Source organism: Vandammella animalimorsus (assembly GCF_002285285.1).
In the GTDB taxonomy this organism is placed as follows: Bacteria; Pseudomonadota; Gammaproteobacteria; order Burkholderiales; family Burkholderiaceae_C; genus Lampropedia; species Lampropedia animalimorsus.
In genome coordinates this window covers 622,246-644,307 of record NZ_NSJF01000002.1, presented here as the reverse complement: position 1 = coordinate 644,307, position 22,062 = coordinate 622,246, and the positions used below count along the sequence as shown (strand labels likewise).

Here is a 22,062-nt window from a genome sequence, read left to right as displayed (position 1 = left end):
TTCTTCCGCTTTTCGTTGCATCAAGACAACACCACCAAGCGCAGCCCATCGCAGCGCGGAGTTGGAGAGTACACGCCGTCACCGGCTTTTGTCTCCAACGGCGCAAAAAATGGCCTTGTACTGGCTGCAAAATCGGCGATCCTCAATCAAAACGGCTCTGCCTGTCATGTTGACACCACACCCCTACCCGGCCTGGCGTGGCCCAATGTGGGCCTTGCCCGCGCTACTGGCCGCGCTGAGTGTTCTGGGCCCCTTTGCCATCGATACCTATCTGCCTGCATTTGAAGGCATTGCCGCGTCACTTGGTACGTCCAAAGCCCATCTGCAGCACACATTGGCGGCTTATTTGCTCGCTTTTGCCGTCATGAACCTGTTCCATGGCGCTCTGGCTGACAGTTTCGGGCGCCGCCCAGTGGTGTTGTGGGGCGTTGCTGCCTTTGCCCTGGCCTCTGTCGGGTGCGCTCTTGCTCAATCGCTGGAGCAGCTGGTGCTCTTTCGTGCGCTGCAGGGGCTTTCATCTGGCGCCAGCATGGTGGTGTCGCGCGCCATCATTCGCGATGTGTTTCCGCCTGCGCAGGCTCAAAAGGTGATGAGCCGGGTCACCTTGTACTTTGGGCTGGCACCAGCCATTGCACCCGTCATCGGTGGCTGGCTTTACACCTGGGCTGGCTGGGAGAGCATTTTCTGGTTCATCGCCCTGCTCAGCGCCGGGCTGTGGTGGCTGAACTGGCTGGTCCTGCCCGAGACCTTGGCACCGCAGGCCCGCCAGCCGTTTGCATTGCAATCGCTGCTGGCCGGATATTTTTCTTTGGGCAGAAGCGCTCGCTTTCTGCTGTTGGCCATCAGCAGCGCCCTGCCCTTCAACAGCATGTTCATCTATATTTTGGCGGCGCCAGAGTTCCTTGGGCAACATCTGCAACTGGCTCCCACGCAGTTCTTTTGGATGTTTCTCTGCACCATCGGCGGCATCATGGGCGGCGCCATTGCCAGCGGCCGCATGGCCGGCATCATGCCCCCGAAACGCCAGATTCGCCATGGCTTTCTCATCATGGCCATCGCCGTTGTGCTGAACATGCTGTTGACCGGGCTGAGCATGGCGCTCGGGCAGCTCCAACCCTTTGTGCTGATCCCCCCGCTGGCACTGATTTCTTTTGGCTGGGCCATCGTCATGCCGCCAGTAACTCTGCTGGTGCTGGACATCAACCCCATGCGTCGCGGCATGGCCGCATCCATGCAAGCCTGCTTGGCGTCTGCAGCCAATGGGCTGGTTGCCGCACTGGTCGTGCCGCAGGTCATGCACTCGCCCATGGCGATTGCAGTGGCCTCCGCTGTGTTCTGGTTGGTGGGCATGCTGGCCTGGTTGTACCTGCACTTGCGTTGGCCAGACATCGGCCGGCACACCGACGCCACTTGAGCCTGCGCAGCAAGCCTTTCACCAACGCCCACACCCCAGGACATTGGGGTAATCGGGCATAGGCAATGTCTTGCACAACTGTTATATTTTGCAGCGCACAAAATTTCTTTTTCCAGCCATGCTCTACCAGATCTACGAAGCGCAGCGCTCACTCTCTGAGCCCTTTGCCGACTTTGCCAAAGCGGCATCCAAGATGTTCTCCAGCCCTTCGCTGCCGTTTTCCAGCCTGCCCATGGCGCAGCGCGTCTCTGCAGCTTACGACCTGCTCTATCGCTTGGGCAAGGACTACGTCAAACCGGAGTTCGGCATCGAAACCGTTGATCTCGATGGCGTCAATGTCGCCATCCATGAGCGTGTGGAGATTGACAAGCCCTTTTGCCGCCTGCTGCGCTTCAAGCGCTTTTCCGATAACCCCGCCACGCTGGAAAAAATGCTGGGCCAGCCCGTAGTGCTGATCGTCGCGCCGCTGTCTGGCCACTATGCCACTTTGCTGCGCGAGACGGTGCGCACCATGCTCACCGGCCACAAGGTCTACATCACGGACTGGAAAAACGCCCGCATGGTGCCAACCAGCGAAGGCGATTTTCATCTGGATGATTACGTCAACTACGTGCAGGAGTTCATCCGCTACCTGCAAAAGCAGTATGGCAACTGCCACGTGGTCAGCGTCTGCCAACCGACAGTGCCCGTGCTGGCAGCCGTGTCCCTGATGGCCAGCCGCAAAGAGCTGCTGCCCCTGTCCATGGTGATGATGGGCGGTCCCATCGATGCGCGCAAGACTCCGACCTCCGTCAACGACCTGGCCGTCAAGCGCAGCTTCGAATGGTTTGAAAACAACCTCATCTACCGCGTCCCCTACGGCTACCCAGGCGAAGGGCGCCGCGTCTATCCTGGTTTTTTGCAGTACTCGGGCTTCGTTGCGATGAACCCGGATCGCCACGCCAGCAGCTATTACGACTACTTCCGCAACCTCATCAAGGGCGATGAAGACGCCACCGAACACCACCGCAAGTTCTATGACGAGTACAACGCGGTACTGGACATGGACGCCAACTACTACCTGGAAACCATCGACACCGTATTCCAGCGCTTCAAGCTCGTACATGGCACCTGGGAAGTGCGCAACCCCGAAGGGCAGCTTGAGCTGGTGCGCCCGCAGGACATCCAGAACGTCGGCCTGCTGACCGTTGAGGGCGAACTCGATGACATCGCCGGCAGCGGCCAAACGCAAGCGGCTCACCAGCTGTGCGAAAACATCGAAGAGTCGCAGCGCGCGCACCTGGATGTCATGGGCGCTGGGCACTACGGCATCTTCAGCGGCAGCCGCTGGCGCAAGGTGGTCTATCCGACGATCCGTGACTTCATCGGGCGCTTTCAACCTGCTCTGCCAGCAGCGGCCAAGGCCGCAGTGCAAGAGGCCGCTGCCGCCACTGCCGCAGGCGATGCACTGGCAGCCGCCAACAATGAAGAAGCAGCCCTACCCTCGGCAGAGCAATCCGCGGTCGTCAAGGCCTCCGCCAAGGCACAGGAGTCGACTGCGCCTGCAGCCGCCAAGCCTGCCTCAGCAAAGCCTGCTGCCAAAGCGGCGTCCAAAGCACCGTGGCCGGAGCACAAGGCCAAGGCTGGCGGCACCAAGCCCAGCCGCAGCACATCCTCCGGCAGCAAAAAAACCAGCGCCTCCAACAGCAAAGCCAACAGCTCGCGCTGATTTGCTCCCAAATCAGCGCGGTATGGGGTTGCCTGCGGGCCTGTACACGGCGCACGAGCAGGCCCGCACCACCTTGTTCTTTCAAGGCCTTTTGAAATACAGCATCCCCTGCGCTGCGCGCCATACCGTACATTGCCCTATTTCAAGCCATGTCCCAATGCACCCGCGCCATGCAGGCAGCGCAGCTGGATGCGGCTTTGCCGCAAACGCAATGCACCCGCTGCGGCTACCCGGATTGCCAATCCTACGCCCACGCCATTGCCTTTGAGCAGGCCCCCATCAATCAATGCCCGCCAGGTGGACAAGAGGGCGTGCGCAGGCTGGCCGAGATCACCGGGCGGCCTGCCTGGCCATTGAATGCAGCACACGGTGAGGAAACCGCCCGCGCCATGGCCATCATCGACGAGCAATGGTGCATTGGCTGCACGCTGTGCCTCAAAGCCTGCCCAGTCGATGCCATCATCGGCGCCAACAAACGCATGCACACGGTGCTGGAGTCCGCCTGCACCGGCTGCGAGCTGTGCATCCCCGTCTGCCCGGTGGACTGCATCCGCATGCAGCCCATCACCGGTCAGGCCACAGGCTGGGCTGCATGGAGCCCTGCCCAGGCTGCGCAAGCACGAGTGCGCTATCGGCGCCACATGCAACGGCAGGCAGGCCGCGCCACCATCGCCACTGTCGGCCCCAGCAGCAATACCGGGTCACTGGCTCGCCACCAGGCGCAACACGAGCCAGCACCGGGGCCTGAACAGCCAATGGCCTTACAGCACGACAGCAGCCCGCTGCAAGCGACGGGCGCTGCACCCACAAAAACTGAAAAACACCAAATCCTGGCGGCCGTGCTAGCCAAAGCGCAGGCCAGGCGGCGCGCGCAGTAATATGCGCGCTGGTTTCCCCCTTGCATGCGACAGACCTTTTGTATGACTTCATCCTGGTTGAAATCAGGGCTCGTGGCTTTGTGCATGAGCATGGCCTGGATTGCAGGGCAGGCTCAGCAGAGTCCAGCGGCCACAAATGCAACGAACAGCCAGGCTGGCGTGACTCCCATACACGCTGAAAAACAACAATCCAGTTCATCGGCACAGACAAAAGCGCCTCCAGCTCCATCGCCATCAACGCCCACACAATCTGAAAAGCCCAACACTGGGCCTGTGTTGCTGCGCATCCAAACACCCTGGCAAGACACACTGAGCCTGACTGAGCAAGATCTACTGGCCCTGCCTCAAACCGAAGTGCGCACCAGCACTCCCTGGACAGACGGGACGCGCATTTTCCGCGGCCCGCTACTGCGCGACGTACTCAAACTGGCTGCTCGTGAGCACGACGTTCTGAATACCAGCCTGCTGGCCAAATCCCTCAACGACTACCATGTACAAATCCCCTCCAGTGATGCGTGGAAGTGGGATGTGATCATTGCCTTGCGCATGAACGGCCACCCCATGTCGCGGCGCGATAAAGGGCCGCTGTGGATCATTTATCCGCGCGACTCGCATGCAGAGCTCAAACGGCCCCATTACGACCACCGCTGGCCCTGGCAGCTGCACTTTATCGAGCTCTACGAACTGCCGTAACCACCAGCTTGCTCCCAAAAAGCAGCCACAAAAGTCATATCCCCGGCCCTGCAATGACGCGCCCTTCACGTCCATTCCCACCGTCGCCCCAACTGTGGCGCTTGGCCTTGGCGGGCATGATCGCTCTGGCGATCACACTGCTGTATTTGCTGATCCAGATCTTGCTGATGCAGCAGACACAAATTCAACGCACGGGTGAGCGCGTTCTGTGGGACATCGCGCAAGCCGAACGCGAGACACTGCGCATGCAACACAGCTTGCAGCAATGGCAAAGCGGCGCGCTGGACAACGAAACCATGGCCTTGCGCTATGACCTTTGGCAAAGCCGCATTCAGCTGCTGCGCGATGGGCCGCAGTGGCGCAATCTGCACGCCATGGGGCTGGCGCCGTTGCTGCATGACGTATTCAGCCAAGCCCTGACCGGACCTGCGCGGGCGGCCTCAGCGCCCGACACCCCCATGCCCATGGCGATGCCAAGCCCAGCTTTGCTAGAAAGTCTGTCAGAAAAACTGCGCGCCGCAAGCAGCCAGATTTCCACCACCGAGCGCGTCGAATACGACCAGGCGTTGGCATACCAACACCAGCTCATCCGCGCTGCTCTGTTGGCTTTGCTGCTGCTGATCATTTGCACGCTCGCTCTGCTATTGATGCTGCTGCGCCAGCTGCGGCAACGCGCGCGCCACACCGCCCTGCTGATGGAGCAACGCAGGCTCCTGCAAAGCGACATTGCCGCATTGCAAACCACCCACCGCGCGCACGCCCTGTACCGCTACTTCGTGGCCCTGCTCTCACAGCAAATGCGCGCGCCGCTGCTGGAGATCAACACCCACATGCAGCGTCTCAAGCATGGCATACAGCGCCACCCAGCCAACTTCCCCGACCAGGGCAATGATCTGAGCCCCTTGCTCGAACGCAAGAGCCGCCACATCCGCGAAGCCACCTTGCGCGTGCACAACCTGATCAACAGCGTGCTCAGCAGGCTACGCATCGAAAACGGCCAGCTGCGCGCCAGCCGACTGCCTTGCAGCCTGTATGTGCTGGCACAGCAATGCTGCGGGCACATCCGCACCATCTACCCTGGGCGGATCCTGCACCTGCGCATTCAGGATGCCGACCAAAGCGAGGCAGACGGCAGCGACACCCATGCGGCCTCCAAGCAACCACTGACGCTGCGCACCTATCGCACCACGTTCGACGTGCGACAAGCCCGCCTGGCCAACCTGCCCGCCTTTGCGCTGTCGGCCGATCCAGCCCTGCTCGAACAACTCATCCTGAACGTGCTGGAAAACGCCTGCCGCTATACGCCACCCGACTGCCCCATTGAAATGAGTCTGTCCAGCACTCGCAACGCGCTGGAGCTGCGCGTACGCGACTGGGGCCAAGGCCTGAGTGAAGCGCAAATTGCCGCCCTGCTGCCAGCCGCCCAGGACGACATCGAGGCCATTTTGACCAACGAAAAAGGCCTGGGCTTGCAGGCGGCGCAAGCCATTGCCCAGCTGCACGGCGGCACGCTGAGCGTCACATCCGCACAGCCGCAGGGCTTGTGCGTCACACTGATCCTGCCGCGCTGAATGGTATGCGCTGCAGCCACAGCTGCAGTTGCAGCTCCAGCCGCGCCTTGGCTGGTGGCAAAGGCAGCAATGGCCAGGTCGGCGCTGGGCCGGGCACCACGGTCCCGGCATTGCAGCGGCTGGTTACGGCCACGGCCACCCCAGCCTCGCGCTGGGCCTCGCACAAGGCCGCGTGCAAGGCATGGTGCAAGGTCGCATTGCCCGTGCCCGCCACCAGCAGCCCCTCAAAACCGGCCGCCACCAAGGCCCGAACCTGGCGTGCATCAAACCCTGCATGGCTGCTCAGCCAAGCCACGGCAGGCGGTGGCGTCTGCGCTGCAGCCCGCAGCAGCGCCTGGTAATGGCCTGGTGCCCATGGCCCCTCGGCCCACTGCTCATCCTGCCCGTGCCCTGGCGAGCAAGGCGCTCTGGCCAAGCGCACCTGCCCCTGCTCCACCCAGGCCAGCGGGCCAGCCTCACCGGCACTGAAAGCCGGCACATGGTAAGGCTGCACTTTCTGCACTGTCAGCGCATCGAAGACGCGGCCCGCAGCCACTGTCAGCACCTGGCAGCCTGCGCCTGCGCGCACCAATCCAATCTGCGCGGCAGACAGTGCGAGCACGCAGGCGTCAAACAGGTTCTGCGGTCCATCTGCTCCCAGCGCGCCAGCCGGGCGCATGGCGCTGACCAGCACCACTGGCTTGCCCACGGCAGGCAGGCAGCGGTGCAGAAACCAAGCGGTCTCCTCCAGCGTGTCCGTGCCATGCGTCAGCACCACGCCCTGCACCTGCGGCTGCGCCAGCGCGGCGGCCGTGGCCTGGGCAATGCGCAGCCAATCGCCGGCATCCAGATCCTTGCTGTCCTTTTGCAAGATTTGCTCGGCATGCAGCTGAGCTGGCAGTTGCTGCAGCGCCGGCACGGCATCGAGCAATTGCTGCACCGGCAACACGGCGGCTTGGTAGCCCACGTGGTCGCTTGCGCTGGCGGCCTGACCAGCGATGGTGCCGCCCGTGGCCAGGATGCGCAGCTGCGGCGCGGCGCCGCCGCTCATGCCTCAGCCTCAACCGGCGCCAATGCCAGCAAATGCGCATGCACCTGGCCAGCGCGCAGATAGTGGCGGCGCTGCCAGCCCAGTTCGGCCAGCTCGGCCTGGCCCCATTCACGACCGCTTTCCCAGTACAGCCAGCCATCGGGTGCCAGCGCGTTACGCGCCAGCTGCAAGGCTGACTCATCCAGCCCAGCGGCATAGGGAGGGTCGAGAAAGACCACATCCCAACCCTGGGGCTGCTGCGCGCAGGGCGCACGCAGCGCCGCCAGGCCATCGCCGCACTGGATGCGCACATTGCCCGCCTGCAGGCGCTGCGCATGGGCCTGCAATTGGCGGCACAGGCCCGGGTCGCGCTCAACCAGCAGCACCTGCGCCGCATGGCGCGAGGCGGCCTCCAGCCCCAACGCGCCGCTGCCCGCAAAAGCGTCCAGGCAGTGGCGACCATGCAAATCCTGGCCCAGCCAATTGAACAGAGTTTCGCGCACGCGATCGGGCGTGGGCCGCAGGCCAGGGCGCGCGGCCACCGGCAGGCGGCTGCGCTTCCATTGCCCGCCGATGATGCGCACCTGCCCCGGCGCTGCTTTGGCCGCTTTGGCCGCTTTGGCCGCTGTCGCCTTGGCAGCACCAGCCTTGGCCACGCGGGCGCGGCCGGCCAACGGCGGCGTACTCAAGGCCTGCCCTCCGCGCCGACAATGACGGTGGCCATGGCCTGCGGCTGCAGCGCCTTTTGCAACGCACGGTGGATGTCGGCAACGCTCAGAGCCTGGACCTTGGCCGTCCAGGTGTCCAGATAGTCCAGCGGCAGGTCGTTCCAGGCGATGTTGGCCACATTGCCCAGCAGCTTGGCGTTGCTGTCGATACGCAGCGCAAAGCCGCCAATTAGATTGGCCTTGGCATCGGCCAGCTCTTTCTCCGTCGGGCCCTTGGCGACGAATTCGGCCACCAGTTCATGCACCAGCTGCACGGCCGCTTCGGCCTGGTCGGCGCGCGTTTGCAAACCGATGGTGAAGGCCCCGGCATGGTTGCCCGGGCTGAAGCTGCTGGAGACGCCATAAACCAGGCCGCGCTGCTCGCGCACTTGCTCCATCAGGCGCGAGCCAAAGCCACTGCCGCCCAGGATGTGGTTGGCCACCAGCAGCGCCAAAAAGTCCGGGTCATCGCGGCGAATGCCCGGCTGACCAATCAGTACCTGGGCCTGCTCAGCCGCAAAGGGGATACGCTGGCTGCTGGCCTGCGACAGCGGCTGCACCTCAGAGACGACCGGCAAGGCCTTGCAGACCGTGGCTTGGGGCAACTGGGCCAGCAGCTCGTGCACCAGGCGGTCGGCCTGCTCGCGGCCGATGCGGCCGACCACGCTGACCTTGGCCTGGCAGGGCTGCACATGCCGGGCATAAAAAGCTTGCATGTCGCGCACGCCGATCTGCGCCAGGGTCTGGGGCTGTACTTGATAGCCGTAGGGGTGCGCGCCGTAGACGGCTTGATCGAAGGCCTGGCCTGCGATCACGCCCGGGCGGGTCTGGGCCTCACGCAGCGCGGCGCTCCAGCGCTGGCGCTCGCGTTGCCAGACGGCCTCGGGCCAGGCGCTCTGGCCAATTTGCCGCGCAGCCAGCGCCACGGCCTTGGGCAGAAGCTGCTCATCGGTCAGGCTGCGCAGGTGCAGCGTGAAGCGATCGCGGCTGGCGCTGGCCTCGAACGATGCGCCCAGGTCGGCCCAGGCCTGGCCGAGCTGGTCTTCGTCCAGCGCGGCCTGGCCGTGTGCGGCGCGCACGCCCTTGGTCAGCATGCTGGCCGTGGCCGTGGCCAGGCCGGCCTGGTCGGCCGGATCGCGCCGCGCGCCGCCATCGAAGTCGATCTGCACATCCACCATCGGCAGGCTGGGGCTGTGCACCAGCCAGACCTGCGCACCGCTGGCCTGGCGCCAGTGCTCGATGGGCAGCAGCGATGGGGCCTGCGTCTGCGCATCGGCCGGCAAGGGCTGGTGCAGCACCGCTGGCTGCCTCACTGGTTGCTGCGTTGGCTGCTGTGCTGGCTGCTGGGCCGCTGGCGGCAGCGGCGCGCAGGCCACCAGCGCCGCTGCGCTCAGGGCATGGATGAGAAATGGGCGCTTCATCATGGTTGCTCCTTGCGTGTGGCCTTGGGTGCCGTGGATGCTGCGGCGGATGGCGCCTGCGGCTGCAACTCGGCCACCGTCAGCCCATCGTCACCGAAATAGCGCGCCGCCACGGCCTGCACCTGCTCGGGAGTGACTTCGCGCAGCCGCTGGATCAGCAACTCGCTGGCATCGAGTGGCCAGCCCTGGACCCAATTGCGCCCCAGCTCATTGGCCTGCGCGAACATCGAGTCCTGCTCGTACACCGTGGCCGCCGTCCACTGCGTGACCACGCGCTGCAGCTCCTGCTGACCAACGCCGCGCTGCGCCACCTCGGCAATCGCCCGGCGCAGCGCCTGTTCCACGGCCTGGCCATCGCGCCCGGGCGCGGGGATGGCGCTGAGCAGGAACAGGCCATTGCCGCTGCGGTTGCTGAGCATGGCGCTGGCATCAACGCTGTCGGCTACGCGCTGCGGGCCGCGCACCAGCGCGCGCTCCAGTCGCGCGCCCTCGTAGCCGCTGAGCACGCCGGCCAGCGCCATCAGCGCCAGCGCCTCACGATCGCTGGCGGTAGGTTGCTGCAACTGCTGCAACGCCGGGGCCTTGAAGGCCATCAGCAGCACCGGCTGCTCGACCCGGTCGCGCAGCACAATGCGCCTGGGGCCTTGCTGCGGCGGCTCCTGCGTGATCTTGCGCGCCGGCAGCGTGGCCGCCAACTGCGCACTGCCCTGCAGCGCATCGCCATAGTGACGCGCCACCAGCGCCAGCGCCTGGCGCGGCTGCACCTGGCCTACCACCACCACAGCGGCATTGGCCGGCACATACCACTGGCGGTAGAAAGCGCGCACGTCCTCGGCGCGCATGCGCTGCAAATCGTCCATCCAGCCAATGATCGGGCGGCGCTGCGGCGCAGCCATGAAGGTGGCCGCCATCAGCTGCTCGAACAGCTTGGCGCGCGGCTGGTCGTCGGTGCGCAGGCGGCGCTCTTCCTTGATGACCTCGATCTCGCGCGTGAACTCCTCATCGGGCCACTGGTTGTGCGCAAAGCGCTCGGCCTCCAGGCCCATCACCACGCCCAGCTGCTGCACCGGCACCTGCTGGAAATAGGCCGTGTAGTCCAGGCTGGTGAAGGCATTGTCCTGCCCGCCCAGTTCGGCCACGCGGCGCGAGAACACGCCCGGCGCCAAGGCCTTGCTGCCCTTGAACATCATGTGTTCCAGCGCATGCGCCACGCCGCTGGTGCCATCGGCTTCGTCGATCGAGCCCACGCGCACCCACAGCATGTGGATGGCCGTCGGCGCGCGCCGGTCGGGCTTGACGATGACCTCCAGCCCATTGGCCAGCCGGTAATGCGCCAGCGCCTCATCCTCGCGCAGCGCCTGCGCGCCGGCCGGCAATTGATCAGTCGATGCCGCTGGCGCTGCCACCTGCGCGGCCGGCGGTTTGTCCGCCTCCAGCGCGGCAGTGCCTGGGGCGCTAGCGCATGCGGCCAGGCAGGCCGCAGCCAGCAGCGCTGCGCTGCGCCTCAACCAAGGTTTCATACAATCGCGCTCTTGCGTCTTCACAGTCCAGGTTCTCCATTGATGAAGGCGCCACAGCGCCCCGTCGGGCACGTTGCCCAACGCCTAAATGCCATTTTGGCGCGTGCCCAGGCCCGTGCCCCTGGCAGCACCAACGCCGCGCATTATGTTCAGCTTTTTCAGAAAAAAATCCCCAGCCCCCGCGCCCAGCGAAACCAGCGCCAAGCCACCGCCACCAGCTGTCGACAGCAGCGTCATGGACTGGTTGCGCCAGCAAGCCATCGACACGCCCCCCGCCGCGCCGATTGCGCCGCCCACGCCTGCGCCCCTTGCTGCCCCTGAAGCCCCCAAGCTCGCCGACGCAGCTGAAACAGTGGGCCCGGCTCACACAGCGCCAGCCCCTGCACAGCCCCCTCAGCCCCCGGCGCCAATCACCGCGCCACCTGCGGCCGTTCCCGCCGCCGAGCCGCACGCGCCCCCCGGCATCAACGCGCCAGCGCCTGCCCCCGTGCAGCCCCCTGTATCGGCTGCCATCCCGGCCCCGCCCACAGCCGCGCCCCTGCAACCCGCCAACCTGCCCGCGGCGCCGGCCCAGTCACTGAGCCCACCACCGGCCGTGACCACAGCGCCGCCGCCTGCGCCGCTGCCCCCATCCGCGCCCGCCGTACCCGCACCCGGCACAGCGTCGTCAGCCCAGCAGGCTGTGCCCACGCCCACGCCCACGCCCACGCCCACGCCCACGCCCATGCCGCAGCCGGCAGCCCCGGCCGTGGGCAGCGCCCCCGTGGCCGCGCCCGCCCCTGCCGAAACAGCCCCCGCCAGCGCCACACCTGCACCCGCTGCGGAACGCAAAAGCTGGCTGGACAAGCTCAAAGCCGGGCTGCGCAAAACCGGCAGCAGCATCTCCACCGTTTTCACCGGCACGAAGATCGACGAAGAGCTGTATGAGGAGCTGGAAACCGCGCTGCTCATGGCCGATGCGGGCGTCAAGGCCACGACCTTCCTGCTCGATGACCTGCGCCGCCGCGTCAAGGCCGCCAAAGCCACCGATCCGGCCCAGGTCAAAGGCCTGCTGGCCGATGCCATTGCCCAGCTGCTGCAACCGCTGGAAAAAACCCTGGTGATCGGCGAGCACGAGCCCACCGTCATCATGGTCGCGGGCGTCAACGGCGCGGGCAAGACCACCTCCATCGGCAAGCTCACGCGCCACCTGGCCGATGCCGAAGCCAGCGTGCTGCTGGCCGCGGCCGACACCTTCCGCGCCGCCGCGCGCGAGCAATTGGGCGTCTGGGCCACGCGCAACACCGTGGAAATCATCGGCCAGCAAGGCGGCGACCCGGCCGCCGTCAGCTTCGACGCCGTCACCGCCGGCAAGGCGCGCGGCAAGGACGTGGTGCTGGTGGACACCGCCGGGCGCCTGCCCACGCAGCTGCACCTGATGGAAGAGCTGAAGAAAATCAAGCGCGTCATCACCAAGGCCGAAGCCAGCGCCCCGCACGAGGTGCTGCTGGTGATCGACGGCAACACCGGCCAGAACGCGCTGGCCCAGGTCAAGGCCTTCGATGACGCACTGCAACTGACGGGCCTGATCGTCACCAAGCTCGACGGCACCGCCAAAGGCGGCGTGCTGGCCGCCATCGCCCAGGAGCGCCCTGTGCCCGTGTACTTCATCGGCGTGGGCGAAAAGCTCGAAGACCTGCAAACCTTCAACGCCCGCGAGTTCGCCCAGGCGCTGCTCGATTGAGCCGCCTTCAGTCAAGGCCATCGCACGCAAAAGCCCCTGACGGCCCAGGCTCTCAGGGGCTCGCATGGTGGGGGCCGATGCAGCGCAAGCGCCTTCAAGGCGGCGCAGGCGAGCGCTGGCGGCTGCCTGCCAGCAGCGTGCCCAGCCAGCCCAGCAGCGCGATGGCGGCCAGCACGGCCAGCGGCCCCAGCGCCGCGGCCAGTGGCGCGCCCAGTTGGTTCAGGCGCAGCGAGGCCTGGATGGCCGCCGTGCTGGGCGAGGCCCAGCGCAGCCACTCCAGCCAGGGCGGCAGGGCTTCGGCCGGCCAGGTGAAGCCCGCCAGAAAGGCCAGTGGCAAGCTGGTGAACAGCACCAGATAGAGCACGCGCTCGCGGTCGGCCACCCACAGCCCCAACAGCGCCGCGCAGCCGACTACGGCGGGCACGAACAGGCCCAGCAGCGCCAGCGCGCCCAGCGGGTTGCCGCCGCTGGGGTAGTCGTGCCAGAAGAACATCCAGCCAAAGTAGTACAGCCCGGCCAGCCAGCCGGGCAGGCAAAAGGCCAGCAGCCGCGCCAGCCAGGCGTTGGGGCTGGCGGCGGCGCGTTGTTGTTCGCGCCAGGTGGCCACCAACATGGCAATGCCCATCAGCAGGGTTTGTTGCAGGATCAGCAGCGCCACGGCCGCCACGACGAAGCTGCCATAGCCGCCCGTGGGGTTGAACAGGGCGGTGCTTTGCAGTTGCAGCGGCGCGCGGCTGGCGGCGGCCTGCGGCGCGCTTTGCCCGCCAGCCTGCAAGCGCTTGAGCTGCACCCCGGCGGCGACGGTGCCAAAGCTTTGCGCAAAGCCTTGCTGCACCTGCTTGCTCACCAGCGGATAGCTGCCGTGGGCATAGACCGTCACATGCACCGGCTCGCGCCGCAACACGCCGCGCTTGAGGCCGCGCGGCAATTCGGCGTAGCCGTAGATGTCGCCGCGCAGCAGGGCCTGGCGGGCCTGCTGGGCATCGGCCGTGACCAGGTTCACGGCCAGTTGCGGGCTGGCATCGGCATAGCGCAGCAGTTGGCGCGTCAGGCTGTCGGCCTCGGGCACGACGATGGCCACGGGCACGCGCTGCACCACCTGCGCGCTGTAAAACCAGGGGTAGAAAAAGCTGTAGAACAGCGGCCCGCCCACCACCAGCAGCAGCACGCCTTGATCCCTGAGCATGGCGCGCAGCGCTGCCAGCCAATGGGCGACAAAGCCTTGGCGCGGCGCAGCATCCACGGGCCGGGCTGGGGGCGTGGGCCGGACCATCTCAGCGCCCTCCCCACAAGGCCGGGCGCGGCAAGGCCCAGCGCAAGGCCATGGCAGACAGAGCCAGGCCCAACAAGCAGGCCAACCACAGGCCGCCCAGCACCGGCAGGCTTTGCGCGATGTCCGCGCCCATTTGCAGTTGCTCGATCTGCAAGCGGATGTAGTGCGTGTACGGCATGGCCACAGCCCAGGCGTGGGCGCCGGGGCTCATGGCCAGCAGCGGAAAGCCCACGCCGCTGAAGGCGAAGGCCGGCGCGGCCAGCAGGCCGGCGAACGACAGCGCCGTGCGCAGCGAACGGGTGGCCGCCGCCAGCAGGCCGCCGATCACCAGGCTGACCGCCACCAACGAGGCCAGCGCCAGCAGCACCCAGGCCAGACTGCCAGCGGCCTGCCAGCCGCGCCATTGCGTCAGATACACCAGGCCCGCCATGCCCACCAGCGACAGCGACAGCCAGGCCGGGGCGAGCTTGCCAACCAGTGCGCTGGCAATGGCCCACCAGCGCGGCAGATCCGGCCCGGCCGCTGCGGCCGCAGCGGCCACAGCGGGCGCATCGGATGCACCGGGCACAGCAGTCGGCGCGGGCAGCAGCCAGTCGCCCAGGCTGCGGTCGCGCAGCTCGCGCCCGACCACCCAGGCCCCGCTCGTCATGGCCAGCACGTACAGCAGCGCGGGGATCAGCGCCAGGGCCAGAAAGGCCTCGTAGTTGCCCGAGGGGTTGAACAGCGGCCGCAACTCCAGCGTGATGGGCTCGCGCCAAATGGGCAAGGCCTGGGCGGGCGTGCCGCGCTTGGCGCTGGCCTGCATCTCCAGGCCGGCGCTCAGGGTGCCGACGACCTGGCGCACATCGCGCTCGATCAAGCCCGAGTGTGTGCCCATCTGGGCGTTGTGCAACAGCGTCAGCGCCGCGCCCTGGCCTTGCTGGATGCGCTGCTCGGTCTGACGGGGGATGTGCAGCACGGCATACACCCGCATGGACTGCAAAGCCTGTTGCGCCTGGGCGGCGCTGTGCACGGGCTCGGCCAGCGCCAGCCCAGGGCTGGCTTGCAGCATCCGCTGCAACTGGCGCGGCAACGCGCCCGCGTCCTCATTCCACACGGCAATGGGCAGGCCGCGCGGCAGGCCCGCCGAGAAGGTGGCGCACAGCAGCGCCACGGTCAGGGCCGGCACCCAGGTGAGCATGGCGCGATCCCAGGGGCGGCGGCGCAGCAGGCGCAGCTCGCGCCGCAGGCTGGGCCAGAACGCGGCCATACTCACAGCGCCTCTTGCAGCACCACGCTCATGCCGGGGCGGGCGCCTTCGATGGGTTGGAGCGGCCGGGCGCGCACTTCAAAAGTGCGGGCGTCGAAGCCCTGGCTGGCGCGGGTGGCGCGCCAGGTGGCAAAGTCCGGCAGCACGCCCAGGAAGTACACCTCGAACGTCACGCGCTGCCCGCCCAGCGCGGGCAGCGCCGCCTCGAAGCGGCTGCCCTTGGCAAAGCGTTGCAGCAGGTCTTCGCGCACGTTGAGCACCACCCACTGGTCGCTCAAATCGGCCACGGTGACCACGGCCACGCCCTGCGGCGACAGCTCGCCCTCCTTGGCCAGCACCTTGGCCACCTCGCCGGCGATGGGGCTGGCCAGCCGGGTTTCGGCCTGCGCCACCTGGGCCTCGGCCAGCACGGCCTGCACCTGCCGCGCCTGGGCGGCGGCGGCGGCGCGGTCCTCGCTGCGCGCGCCCTCGCGCGCCAGTTGGTATTGGGCCTGCGCGGCCTGGGCCTGGGCGCGGCTGGTGCGGGCGTTGGCGCGCGCCTCGTCGCGCTTTTGCGCCGCCACCAGCCCTTGCGCGTACAGGCTTTGCACGCGCTGATAAGAAGTCTCGGCCAGCTCGGCGGCGGCCACGGCGCGCTGCCATTGCAGGCGCGCCATTTCGATTTCCTGCGGCCTGGCGCCGTGCTCGGCCTTCTCGGCCTGGGCCTGGGCGGCCTGCCCGGCGGCCTCGGCCTGGGCGATCTTGGCGCGCACCTCGGGGCTGTCCATCTCGATCAGCAGATCGCCCGCGGCGATGCTCTGGCCTTCGCGCACCAGCACCTTGGCGATGCGCGCGGTGATCTTGGGGGCGATATCCACCTCGCGCACTTCCAACTGTCCTTGCAGGTACAGCGGCGCGGGCTGGGCGGCACGCCAAAAGCCCCAGGCGACGAAGGCCAGCGCAGCCAGCGCGACGATGGCGCTGAACAGGCCACGCAACAAGGAGCGAGGGGCGGCGGAAGCAGGGGCGGAAGTGGTCATGGAGCAAAGAGGCAATCGAGGAGCATGCGGGTCGGGGCGACTCAAGGCAATTCAAAGCAGCTCAAGGCGTATCGGGCAGGAGCTGGATATCGGCCTGCTGCTGGTAGCGCTGGAACTGCTCGCCCTGGCCGCTGCTCTCCAGCAGCGCCGCCAGGGCCTTGACGTATTGGTTGGCGCTTTGAGCGCGCTCGGTCTGCACTTTGGCCAGTTGCAATTGCGCGTCCATCAAATCCAGCGCAGTGCTGGTGCCCGCGCGCAACCCGGCCTGGCGCAAGCGCAGCAGCTCCTGGGCCAGTTGCTGCTGATCTTGCTGCGCCAGGTAGCGCGTGCGCGCGTGCTCGGCATCCAGCCAGTGCTTTTCCACCAGCAGGGCGATGTCCTGCAGCGCCTGGCGCTGGCTGTGCTCGGCCTGCTGCACCTGCTGCTGAGCGGCCTGTGCCAACTGGCGATGGTCGATACCGTCCCACAGCGTCCAGCGCAGCGCCACGCCGGCCACCCAACTGGGCTTGCCCGAGCTGGGCAGCTCGTGATTGGCAAAGGCCAGCACGGTGGGCTTGCGCCGCGCCTGCTGGGCATCGTGCAGCGCCTGGGCCTGACCACGCTTGGCCTGAATCTTGTCCAGCCCAGGGTGCTGGCGCTGAGCTTCCGCAACGAATTGCGCCAGCGGCGGCAGCGGCTGCGATTGCACGAACAGCGGCGTGCTCAACTGCAGCGGCCCTGGCTTGCCGATGCTGTTCTGCAAAGCCGCCTGGGCCAGCCGGGCGGCATCGCGCGCCTGCAGGGCCTGCTGCGCGGCATCGGCCAGCGCGCTGCGCGCCTGCAGGCGCTCGACGTGGGCAATCACGCCGGCCTGCTCCATGCGCTGTGCAGCCAGGTCATGCTCGCGCACGGCCTGCAAGGCGCGCTCGCGCAGCGTGGCGGCGCGCTCGGCCAACTGGGCGTCGAAGTAGCGCTCGATCAGCTGGCGCTGCAGGCTGGCGGCGGCCAGGCTGGCATCGGCGGCGGCCTCTTGCTCGGCCGCGTCCAGCCCATGGCGCAACGCCTGGGTCAACCCGCCGGTGTAGAGCGGCCAGACGCCCGAGAGGCTGGCCGTGGCGCGCTCGTCGCGGCGGCGCAGCGCGTAGCTGTCCGGGATGGCGGGCAGCCCGGCTGCGACTGGGCCCATGGCGTGCGCCACATCGCCGGGCAACTGCGCCAGCGCGCCGGCCACGGCCTGGCGGAAGCTGCCCAGGCCCAGATCGGCATTGACGGAATAGGCATAGCCCGAGGCCTGCAAGGCCAGCGAAGGTCGGCCCAGGCCCTGCATGCCAGCGCGGCGCAGGCGGGCGCTGTCGAGCTGGGCCTGGCTGGCCGCCAGCTGCGACGAATGCCGCAGCAGCAGCGCCTGGGCTTGCTCCAGGCTCAGGGCCTGGCTGGACGCCGGTGCTTGCGGCGCTTTCGGCGAGGTAGTGTGGGCAGGCGATGCAGGCGGCGCTGCCTGCGCCGCAAGGCAGAACAGCACGCTGGTGGCAAACAGGCGGCAACGCATGGCAAAGCTCGTGGGGGAAATATTGCAGTGGGCCGGGCAAGCGATGATACTGCGCGCCTTGCGCGCGGCGCAGCCGTGCCGCGCGCCATGTTTCATGATTGCCGCCGCGCTTCTTATTCCCCCTTGCGATGACCACATTGACCATCACCCGCCCCGACGACTGGCACCTGCACCTGCGCGATGGCGCGGCGCTGCACACCACGGTGGCGCATGCCGCAGCGCAGTTTGGCCGCGCCATCGTCATGCCCAATCTGCGCCCGCCCGTGACCGACGCGGCCCAGGCCCTGGCCTACCGCGCACGCATTCTGGACGCGCTGCAACAGGTGGCCCCAGGCTCGACGTTCGAGCCGCTGATGACGCTGTACCTGACCGACCGCACCACGCCCGAGACCATCCGCAGCGCCAAGGCCCAGGGCCTGCCGGCCTGCAAGCTGTACCCGGCCGGCGCCACTACCAACAGCGACGCCGGCGTGACCGCGCTGCGCAACATCTACCCGGCGCTGCAGGCCATGCAGGAGGTCGGCATGGTGCTGCTGGTGCATGGCGAGGTGACAGACCCCGAGGTGGACCTGTTCGACCGCGAGGCGGTGTTCATCGAGCAACAGCTCATGCCGCTGCGGCGCGACTTCCCCGAGCTGAAGATCGTCATGGAGCACATCACCACCCGGGAGGCCGCGCAGTACGTGGCCGAGGCCGATCAGCACCTGGCCGCGACCATCACCGCGCACCACCTGCTCTACAACCGCAACGCCATCTTTCTGGGCGGCGTACGGCCGCACTACTACTGCCTGCCGGTGCTCAAGCGCGAAATCCACCGCCAGGCGCTGCTGCAGGCGGCCACCTCCGGCAACCCCAGGTTTTTCCTCGGCACCGACAGCGCCCCGCACGCCGCGCCGCTGAAAGAGGCGGCCGTGGGCTGCGCCGGCTGCTACACCGCAGCAGCCGCCATCGAGCTGTATGCCGAGGCCTTCGAGCAGGCCGGCGCGCTCGATCGCCTCGAAGGCTTCGCGGCCTTTCATGGCGCAGACTTCTACGGCCTGCCGCGCAACACCGAGCGCATCACGCTGCACAAGCGCAGCTGGCAGATGCCCGAGGCCTACCCCTACGTCGAGACCGTGCTCAAACCCCTGCGCGCCGGCGAAGCCATGGCCTGGCACAGCGCGCCGGCGGCCACATCGGCAGCCAGTTGAGCCCCTGCCGATGGCGGCCTGACGGTCGCGCCGCCGCCCGCACACGCAGGCGCGCCGGCCGCCTCCCGGCAGGGCCGGGCGGCGCTTATACAATGCCCGCTGCATTTGCTCCCACCGCCTTTTCTTCGAGCTGCCCGTGTCCCTGACTGCCACCGCCGCCCCTCTCCCCCCCCAAGCCTCCCAGCCCGGCCAGCGCCGCCTGGGCGAGTTGCTGGTGCAGGCCGGCAAGCTCGGGCCGCGCGACCTGGAGCGCGCGCTGGCCGCACAGCAGGAGATGGGCGGCATGCTCGGGCGCGTGCTGGTGCGTCTGGGCGTGGTCTCCGAGGCCGATCTGATGCCAGTGCTGGCCGGCCAGCTGCAGGTGGCGCTGGCCACGGCCGCCGACTACCCGGAGCAGCCGCTGGAAGTGCCCGGCCTGGCGCCCGGCTTTTTGCGCACCCACAATGCCTTTGCGCTCTGGCAGCGCGAGGATCGCCTGGGCGTGGCGCTGGCCGTGCCGCAGGACGAGTTCGTGCGCAAAGCCCTGCATCTGGCCACAGGCTTGCAGATCGTGCCGCACCTGGGGCTGGAGAGCGACATTGAGCGCGCGCTGGATCAGGCCGAGGCCGCCGCCCAGCAGGCCGAGCAGGAGGCCAGCGCCGACGACCTGCTCGGCGGCCTGGATGCGGCCGATTTCGTCGAGCACCTCAAGGATCTGGCCAGCGAGGCGCCAGTCATCAAGCTGGTCAACACCATCATCGGCCGCGTCATCGACCTGCGCGCCTCGGACATCCACCTGGAGCCGTTCGAGGACGGCCTGCACGTGCGCTACCGCGTCGATGGAGTGATCAACGTGGCCGAGGTCATCGCGCCGCGTCTGGCGCCGGCCGTGGGCTCGCGCGTGAAGCTGCTGGCGCACCTGGACATCGCCGAGCGCCGCCTGCCGCAGGACGGGCGCATCAAGACCCGCGTCAAGGGCCGCGAGCTGGATTTGCGCGTCTCCACCGTGCCCACGGTGTATGGCGAGAGCATCGTCATGCGCGTGCTCGACCGCGCCAGCGTGCGCCTGAACCTGGACGACATGGGCTTTGCCCCCGATACGCTGGCACGCTTCAACGAGCTGCTGGCCAAGCCGCACGGCATCTTTCTGGTCACCGGGCCGACCGGCTCGGGCAAGACCACCACGCTCTACGCCGGCCTGGCCAAGCTCGACGCCGACAGCCAGAAAATCATCACCGTGGAAGACCCGGTGGAATACCAGCTGGCGGGCATCAACCAGATTCAGGTCCACCCGCAGATCAATCTGACCTTTGCCAACGCGCTGCGCGCCATCCTGCGCCAGGACCCGGACATCATCATGATCGGCGAGATGCGCGACGGCGAGACGGCGCAGATTGCCGTGCAATCCGCCCTGACTGGCCACCTGGTGCTCTCCACCCTGCATACCAACACTGCGCCCGGCGCCATCATCCGCATGGAGGACATGGGCGTGGAGCGCTACCTCATCACCTCCTCGGTCAACGGCGTGCTGGCCCAGCGCCTGGTGCGCACGCTGTGTCCGCACTGCAAGCAGCCGCACGAGCTGGCCCCGCAGGTGCTGCAGGACACGGGCCTGGCGCGCTTCGTGCAGCCGGGCCAGGCGCTGTACCGCCCCGTGGGCTGCGAGCACTGCCGTGGCACGGGCTACAAGGGCCGCACCGGCATCCACGAGCTGATGGTGCTCGACGAAGTGCTGCGCCGCGCCATCCTGGACGGCAAGGACGCGGCCGAGCTGGCCAGCCTGGCCGCCCAGCGCGGCATGCTCAGCCTGTACGAGGACGGGCTGCGCAAAGTCGCCCAGGGCCTGACCAGCCTGGAAGAAGTCACCCGCGTCACACAGGACCAGAGCGATGCCTGATTACGCATGGCGCGCCGCCAATGCCAGCGGCCAGATCAGCAGTGGGGTGCTCTCGGCGGCCTCGCAATCGCAGGCCATGCAGCAATTGCGCGCGCGCGGTCTGCACCCGCTGGCGCTGACCCCGGCCAGCGGCGAGGAGCTGGCCCTGGCACGCGGCCAGGCCGCAGCCAGCCAGGCGCCGCTGCTGGGCACGGCCAAGCCCAGCCGCAAGGACCGCGGCCCCGTCAACGCGCAGGACGTACACGCCATGACGCGCGAGCTGACCATCATGCTGCGCTCGGGCCTGGCGCTGGACACGGCGCTGAAGGTGCTGATCGACATGAGCCACAAGCCGGCCATGCGCCAGCTGGTGCAGGAGCTGCTCGAGGCCGTCAAGGGCGGCAGCGCCTTCAGCAAGGCGCTGGCGCAGCACCCGAAACACTTCGACGACTTCTACGTCAACATGATCCGCTCGGGCGAGGTCAGCGGCCAGATGGCTGGCGTGCTGGCGCGCCTGGTCGAGCACATGGAGCGGCTGCGAGCACTGCGCGAGAGCGTGGTCTCGGCCTCCATCTACCCGGCCATCCTGCTGGTGATGACCGTGGCCACGCTGGTGTTCATGATGACCTTCGTCGTGCCCAGCTTCCGCCCCATGTTCGTCGAGATGGGCGATGCGCTGCCGTTGCCCACCAAGGTGCTGCTGGCCACCAGCGACGCCTTCCGCGTCTGGGGCTGGCTGTGGGCGCTGGCGCTGGCGGCGCTGGCCTGGATGGGTTGGCGCTGGCTGCGCGGCCCGGCCGGGCGCGCCTGGTGGCAGGCGCGCATCCTGCGCCTGCCCATCATCGGCGCGCTGGCCGCGCGCTACCAGATGACGCTGTTCACGCGCTCGTGGGGAACCTTATTGGGCAACGGCGTTCCGATGCTCACCGCCCTGGGCATTGCCACCGACACGGTGAGCAACCGCAGCATCCGCGAGCCGCTGCTCAAGGTCGCGCCTGCCGTCAAGGAAGGCGTGCGCGTGGTCGATGCCATGGGCAAGACCGGCATCTTCGAGCCGTTGGCCATCAACCTGATCCGCGTGGGCGAGGAGACCGGCAAGATCGGCGCCATGTCGCTGGAGCTGGCCGACATCCTCAACCGCCAGGTCGAGACCGGCATCAAGCGCGCGCTGACGCTGCTGAGCCCGCTGATGATCGTCGTGCTCGGGGTCATGGTGGCCTTCATCCTGATTGCTCTGATGATGGGCATTCTCTCGATCAACCAGCTGGCTACCTGATGCGATTGCGGCTAGGCTTTCCTGGCCG

Annotated in this window: 18 protein-coding genes; 9 read left to right on the top strand and 9 right to left on the bottom strand. The window is 67.5% G+C overall.

Annotation, left to right across the window (positions count from 1 at the left end):
- Window positions 1-169: 169 nt before the first annotated feature.
- The 5 genes from CK620_RS06265 (at window position 170) to CK620_RS06245 (ending at window position 6,264) form a co-directional block, all read left to right on the top strand.
- Complete coding sequence (locus CK620_RS06265; protein WP_420823110.1) at window positions 170-1,414, top strand: multidrug effflux MFS transporter; 1,245 nt, start codon at window positions 170-172, stop codon at window positions 1,412-1,414.
- Between the two features lie 118 nt (window positions 1,415-1,532).
- A complete protein-coding gene (locus tag CK620_RS06260; RefSeq protein ID WP_095549541.1) occupies window positions 1,533-3,122 on the top strand; it encodes a polyhydroxyalkanoate depolymerase in 1,590 nt (529 codons plus the stop codon).
- Between the two features lie 149 nt (window positions 3,123-3,271).
- Entirely contained in the window at window positions 3,272-4,000 is a 729-nt protein-coding gene (locus CK620_RS06255; protein WP_095549540.1) for an RnfABCDGE type electron transport complex subunit B, read from the top strand.
- 42 nt (window positions 4,001-4,042) lie between these two features.
- Window positions 4,043-4,693: a putative pterin-binding protein gene (locus CK620_RS06250; protein WP_238946038.1), complete on the top strand. Its 651-nt coding sequence runs from the start codon at window positions 4,043-4,045 to the stop codon at window positions 4,691-4,693.
- A gap of 116 nt (window positions 4,694-4,809) precedes the next feature.
- Window positions 4,810-6,264, top strand: a complete 1,455-nt coding sequence (locus CK620_RS06245) for a sensor histidine kinase (protein ID WP_179290586.1) — start codon at window positions 4,810-4,812, stop codon at window positions 6,262-6,264.
- Here the strand turns inward: CK620_RS06245 and CK620_RS06240 are convergent.
- The 5 genes from CK620_RS06240 to CK620_RS14025 form a co-directional block, all read right to left on the bottom strand.
- Window positions 6,242-7,294 carry an asparaginase gene (locus CK620_RS06240; protein WP_095549538.1) on the bottom strand — a complete coding sequence of 351 codons (1,053 nt, stop codon included), beginning with the start codon at window positions 7,292-7,294 and terminating at the stop codon, window positions 6,242-6,244. The two genes, CK620_RS06245 and CK620_RS06240, sit on opposite strands and share 23 nt — an antisense overlap.
- Window positions 7,291-7,962, bottom strand: a complete 672-nt coding sequence (gene rsmD, locus CK620_RS06235; RefSeq protein ID WP_238946037.1) for a 16S rRNA (guanine(966)-N(2))-methyltransferase RsmD — start codon at window positions 7,960-7,962, stop codon at window positions 7,291-7,293. Before rsmD ends, CK620_RS06240 begins: the two co-directional genes overlap by 4 nt.
- Window positions 7,959-9,404 (bottom strand): M16 family metallopeptidase, encoded by a 1,446-nt coding sequence (locus CK620_RS06230; RefSeq protein WP_238946036.1) that lies wholly within the window; start codon window positions 9,402-9,404, stop codon window positions 7,959-7,961. Before CK620_RS06230 ends, rsmD begins: the two co-directional genes overlap by 4 nt.
- Window positions 9,401-10,921, bottom strand: coding sequence for a M16 family metallopeptidase (locus CK620_RS06225; RefSeq protein WP_179290585.1), 1,521 nt, complete (start codon window positions 10,919-10,921; stop codon window positions 9,401-9,403). Before CK620_RS06225 ends, CK620_RS06230 begins: the two co-directional genes overlap by 4 nt.
- A gap of 84 nt (window positions 10,922-11,005) precedes the next feature.
- Window positions 11,006-11,158 carry a hypothetical protein gene (locus CK620_RS14025; protein ID WP_179290584.1) on the bottom strand — a complete coding sequence of 51 codons (153 nt, stop codon included), beginning with the start codon at window positions 11,156-11,158 and terminating at the stop codon, window positions 11,006-11,008.
- A 316-nt stretch (window positions 11,159-11,474) separates the two neighbouring features.
- Here CK620_RS14025 and ftsY point away from each other — a divergent pair, with 316 nt between their 5' ends.
- Window positions 11,475-12,644 carry a signal recognition particle-docking protein FtsY gene (gene ftsY, locus CK620_RS06220; protein ID WP_478212751.1) on the top strand — a complete coding sequence of 390 codons (1,170 nt, stop codon included), beginning with the start codon at window positions 11,475-11,477 and terminating at the stop codon, window positions 12,642-12,644.
- A gap of 94 nt (window positions 12,645-12,738) precedes the next feature.
- On the opposite strand, the gene CK620_RS06215 is transcribed toward ftsY, so the two are convergent.
- The 4 genes from CK620_RS06215 to CK620_RS06200 form a co-directional block, all read right to left on the bottom strand.
- Entirely contained in the window at window positions 12,739-13,917 is a 1,179-nt protein-coding gene (locus tag CK620_RS06215; protein WP_095549534.1) for an ABC transporter permease, read from the bottom strand.
- Between the two features lies 1 nt (window position 13,918).
- Window positions 13,919-15,166, bottom strand: a complete 1,248-nt coding sequence (locus CK620_RS06210; protein WP_179290583.1) for an ABC transporter permease — start codon at window positions 15,164-15,166, stop codon at window positions 13,919-13,921.
- 2 nt (window positions 15,167-15,168) lie between these two features.
- Window positions 15,169-16,185, bottom strand: a complete 1,017-nt coding sequence (locus CK620_RS06205; RefSeq protein WP_095549533.1) for an HlyD family secretion protein — start codon at window positions 16,183-16,185, stop codon at window positions 15,169-15,171.
- Between the two features lie 61 nt (window positions 16,186-16,246).
- The gene (locus CK620_RS06200) at window positions 16,247-17,713 is read right to left on the bottom strand and encodes a TolC family protein (RefSeq protein WP_095549532.1); all 1,467 of its coding nucleotides are present in this window, start codon (window positions 17,711-17,713) and stop codon (window positions 16,247-16,249) included.
- A 128-nt stretch (window positions 17,714-17,841) separates the two neighbouring features.
- Here CK620_RS06200 and pyrC point away from each other — a divergent pair, with 128 nt between their 5' ends.
- From pyrC to CK620_RS06185, 3 genes are all read left to right on the top strand, one after another.
- Window positions 17,842-18,903, top strand: a complete 1,062-nt coding sequence (pyrC, locus tag CK620_RS06195; protein WP_095549531.1) for a dihydroorotase — start codon at window positions 17,842-17,844, stop codon at window positions 18,901-18,903.
- Between the two features lie 142 nt (window positions 18,904-19,045).
- Window positions 19,046-20,779: a GspE/PulE family protein gene (locus CK620_RS06190; RefSeq protein ID WP_420894209.1), complete on the top strand. Its 1,734-nt coding sequence runs from the start codon at window positions 19,046-19,048 to the stop codon at window positions 20,777-20,779.
- Window positions 20,772-22,034: a type II secretion system F family protein gene (locus tag CK620_RS06185; RefSeq protein ID WP_095549530.1), complete on the top strand. Its 1,263-nt coding sequence runs from the start codon at window positions 20,772-20,774 to the stop codon at window positions 22,032-22,034. The genes CK620_RS06190 and CK620_RS06185 overlap by 8 nt, the downstream gene beginning before the upstream one ends.
- The last annotated feature ends 28 nt before the right edge of the window (window positions 22,035-22,062 follow it).

Excerpts from the sequence above, each read along its gene's own strand:
- CK620_RS06260 (WP_095549541.1), top strand. The coding sequence starts at position 1,533 with ATGCTCTACCAGATCTACGAAGCGCAGCGCTCACTCTCTGAGCCCTTT.
- CK620_RS06255 (WP_095549540.1), top strand. The coding sequence starts at position 3,272 with ATGTCCCAATGCACCCGCGCCATGCAGGCAGCGCAGCTGGATGCGGCT.
- CK620_RS06250 (WP_238946038.1), top strand. The coding sequence starts at position 4,043 with ATGACTTCATCCTGGTTGAAATCAGGGCTCGTGGCTTTGTGCATGAGC.
- CK620_RS06245 (WP_179290586.1), top strand. The coding sequence starts at position 4,810 with ATGATCGCTCTGGCGATCACACTGCTGTATTTGCTGATCCAGATCTTG.
- CK620_RS06240 (WP_095549538.1), bottom strand. The coding sequence starts at position 7,294 with ATGAGCGGCGGCGCCGCGCCGCAGCTGCGCATCCTGGCCACGGGCGGC.
- CK620_RS06230 (WP_238946036.1), bottom strand. The coding sequence starts at position 9,404 with ATGATGAAGCGCCCATTTCTCATCCATGCCCTGAGCGCAGCGGCGCTG.
- CK620_RS06225 (WP_179290585.1), bottom strand. The coding sequence starts at position 10,921 with ATGAAACCTTGGTTGAGGCGCAGCGCAGCGCTGCTGGCTGCGGCCTGC.
- CK620_RS14025 (WP_179290584.1), bottom strand. The coding sequence starts at position 11,158 with ATGACGCTGCTGTCGACAGCTGGTGGCGGTGGCTTGGCGCTGGTTTCG.
- CK620_RS06215 (WP_095549534.1), bottom strand. The coding sequence starts at position 13,917 with ATGGTCCGGCCCACGCCCCCAGCCCGGCCCGTGGATGCTGCGCCGCGC.
- CK620_RS06210 (WP_179290583.1), bottom strand. The coding sequence starts at position 15,166 with ATGGCCGCGTTCTGGCCCAGCCTGCGGCGCGAGCTGCGCCTGCTGCGC.
- CK620_RS06205 (WP_095549533.1), bottom strand. The coding sequence starts at position 16,185 with ATGACCACTTCCGCCCCTGCTTCCGCCGCCCCTCGCTCCTTGTTGCGT.
- CK620_RS06200 (WP_095549532.1), bottom strand. The coding sequence starts at position 17,713 with ATGCGTTGCCGCCTGTTTGCCACCAGCGTGCTGTTCTGCCTTGCGGCG.
- pyrC (WP_095549531.1), top strand. The coding sequence starts at position 17,842 with ATGACCACATTGACCATCACCCGCCCCGACGACTGGCACCTGCACCTG.
- CK620_RS06185 (WP_095549530.1), top strand. The coding sequence starts at position 20,772 with ATGCCTGATTACGCATGGCGCGCCGCCAATGCCAGCGGCCAGATCAGC.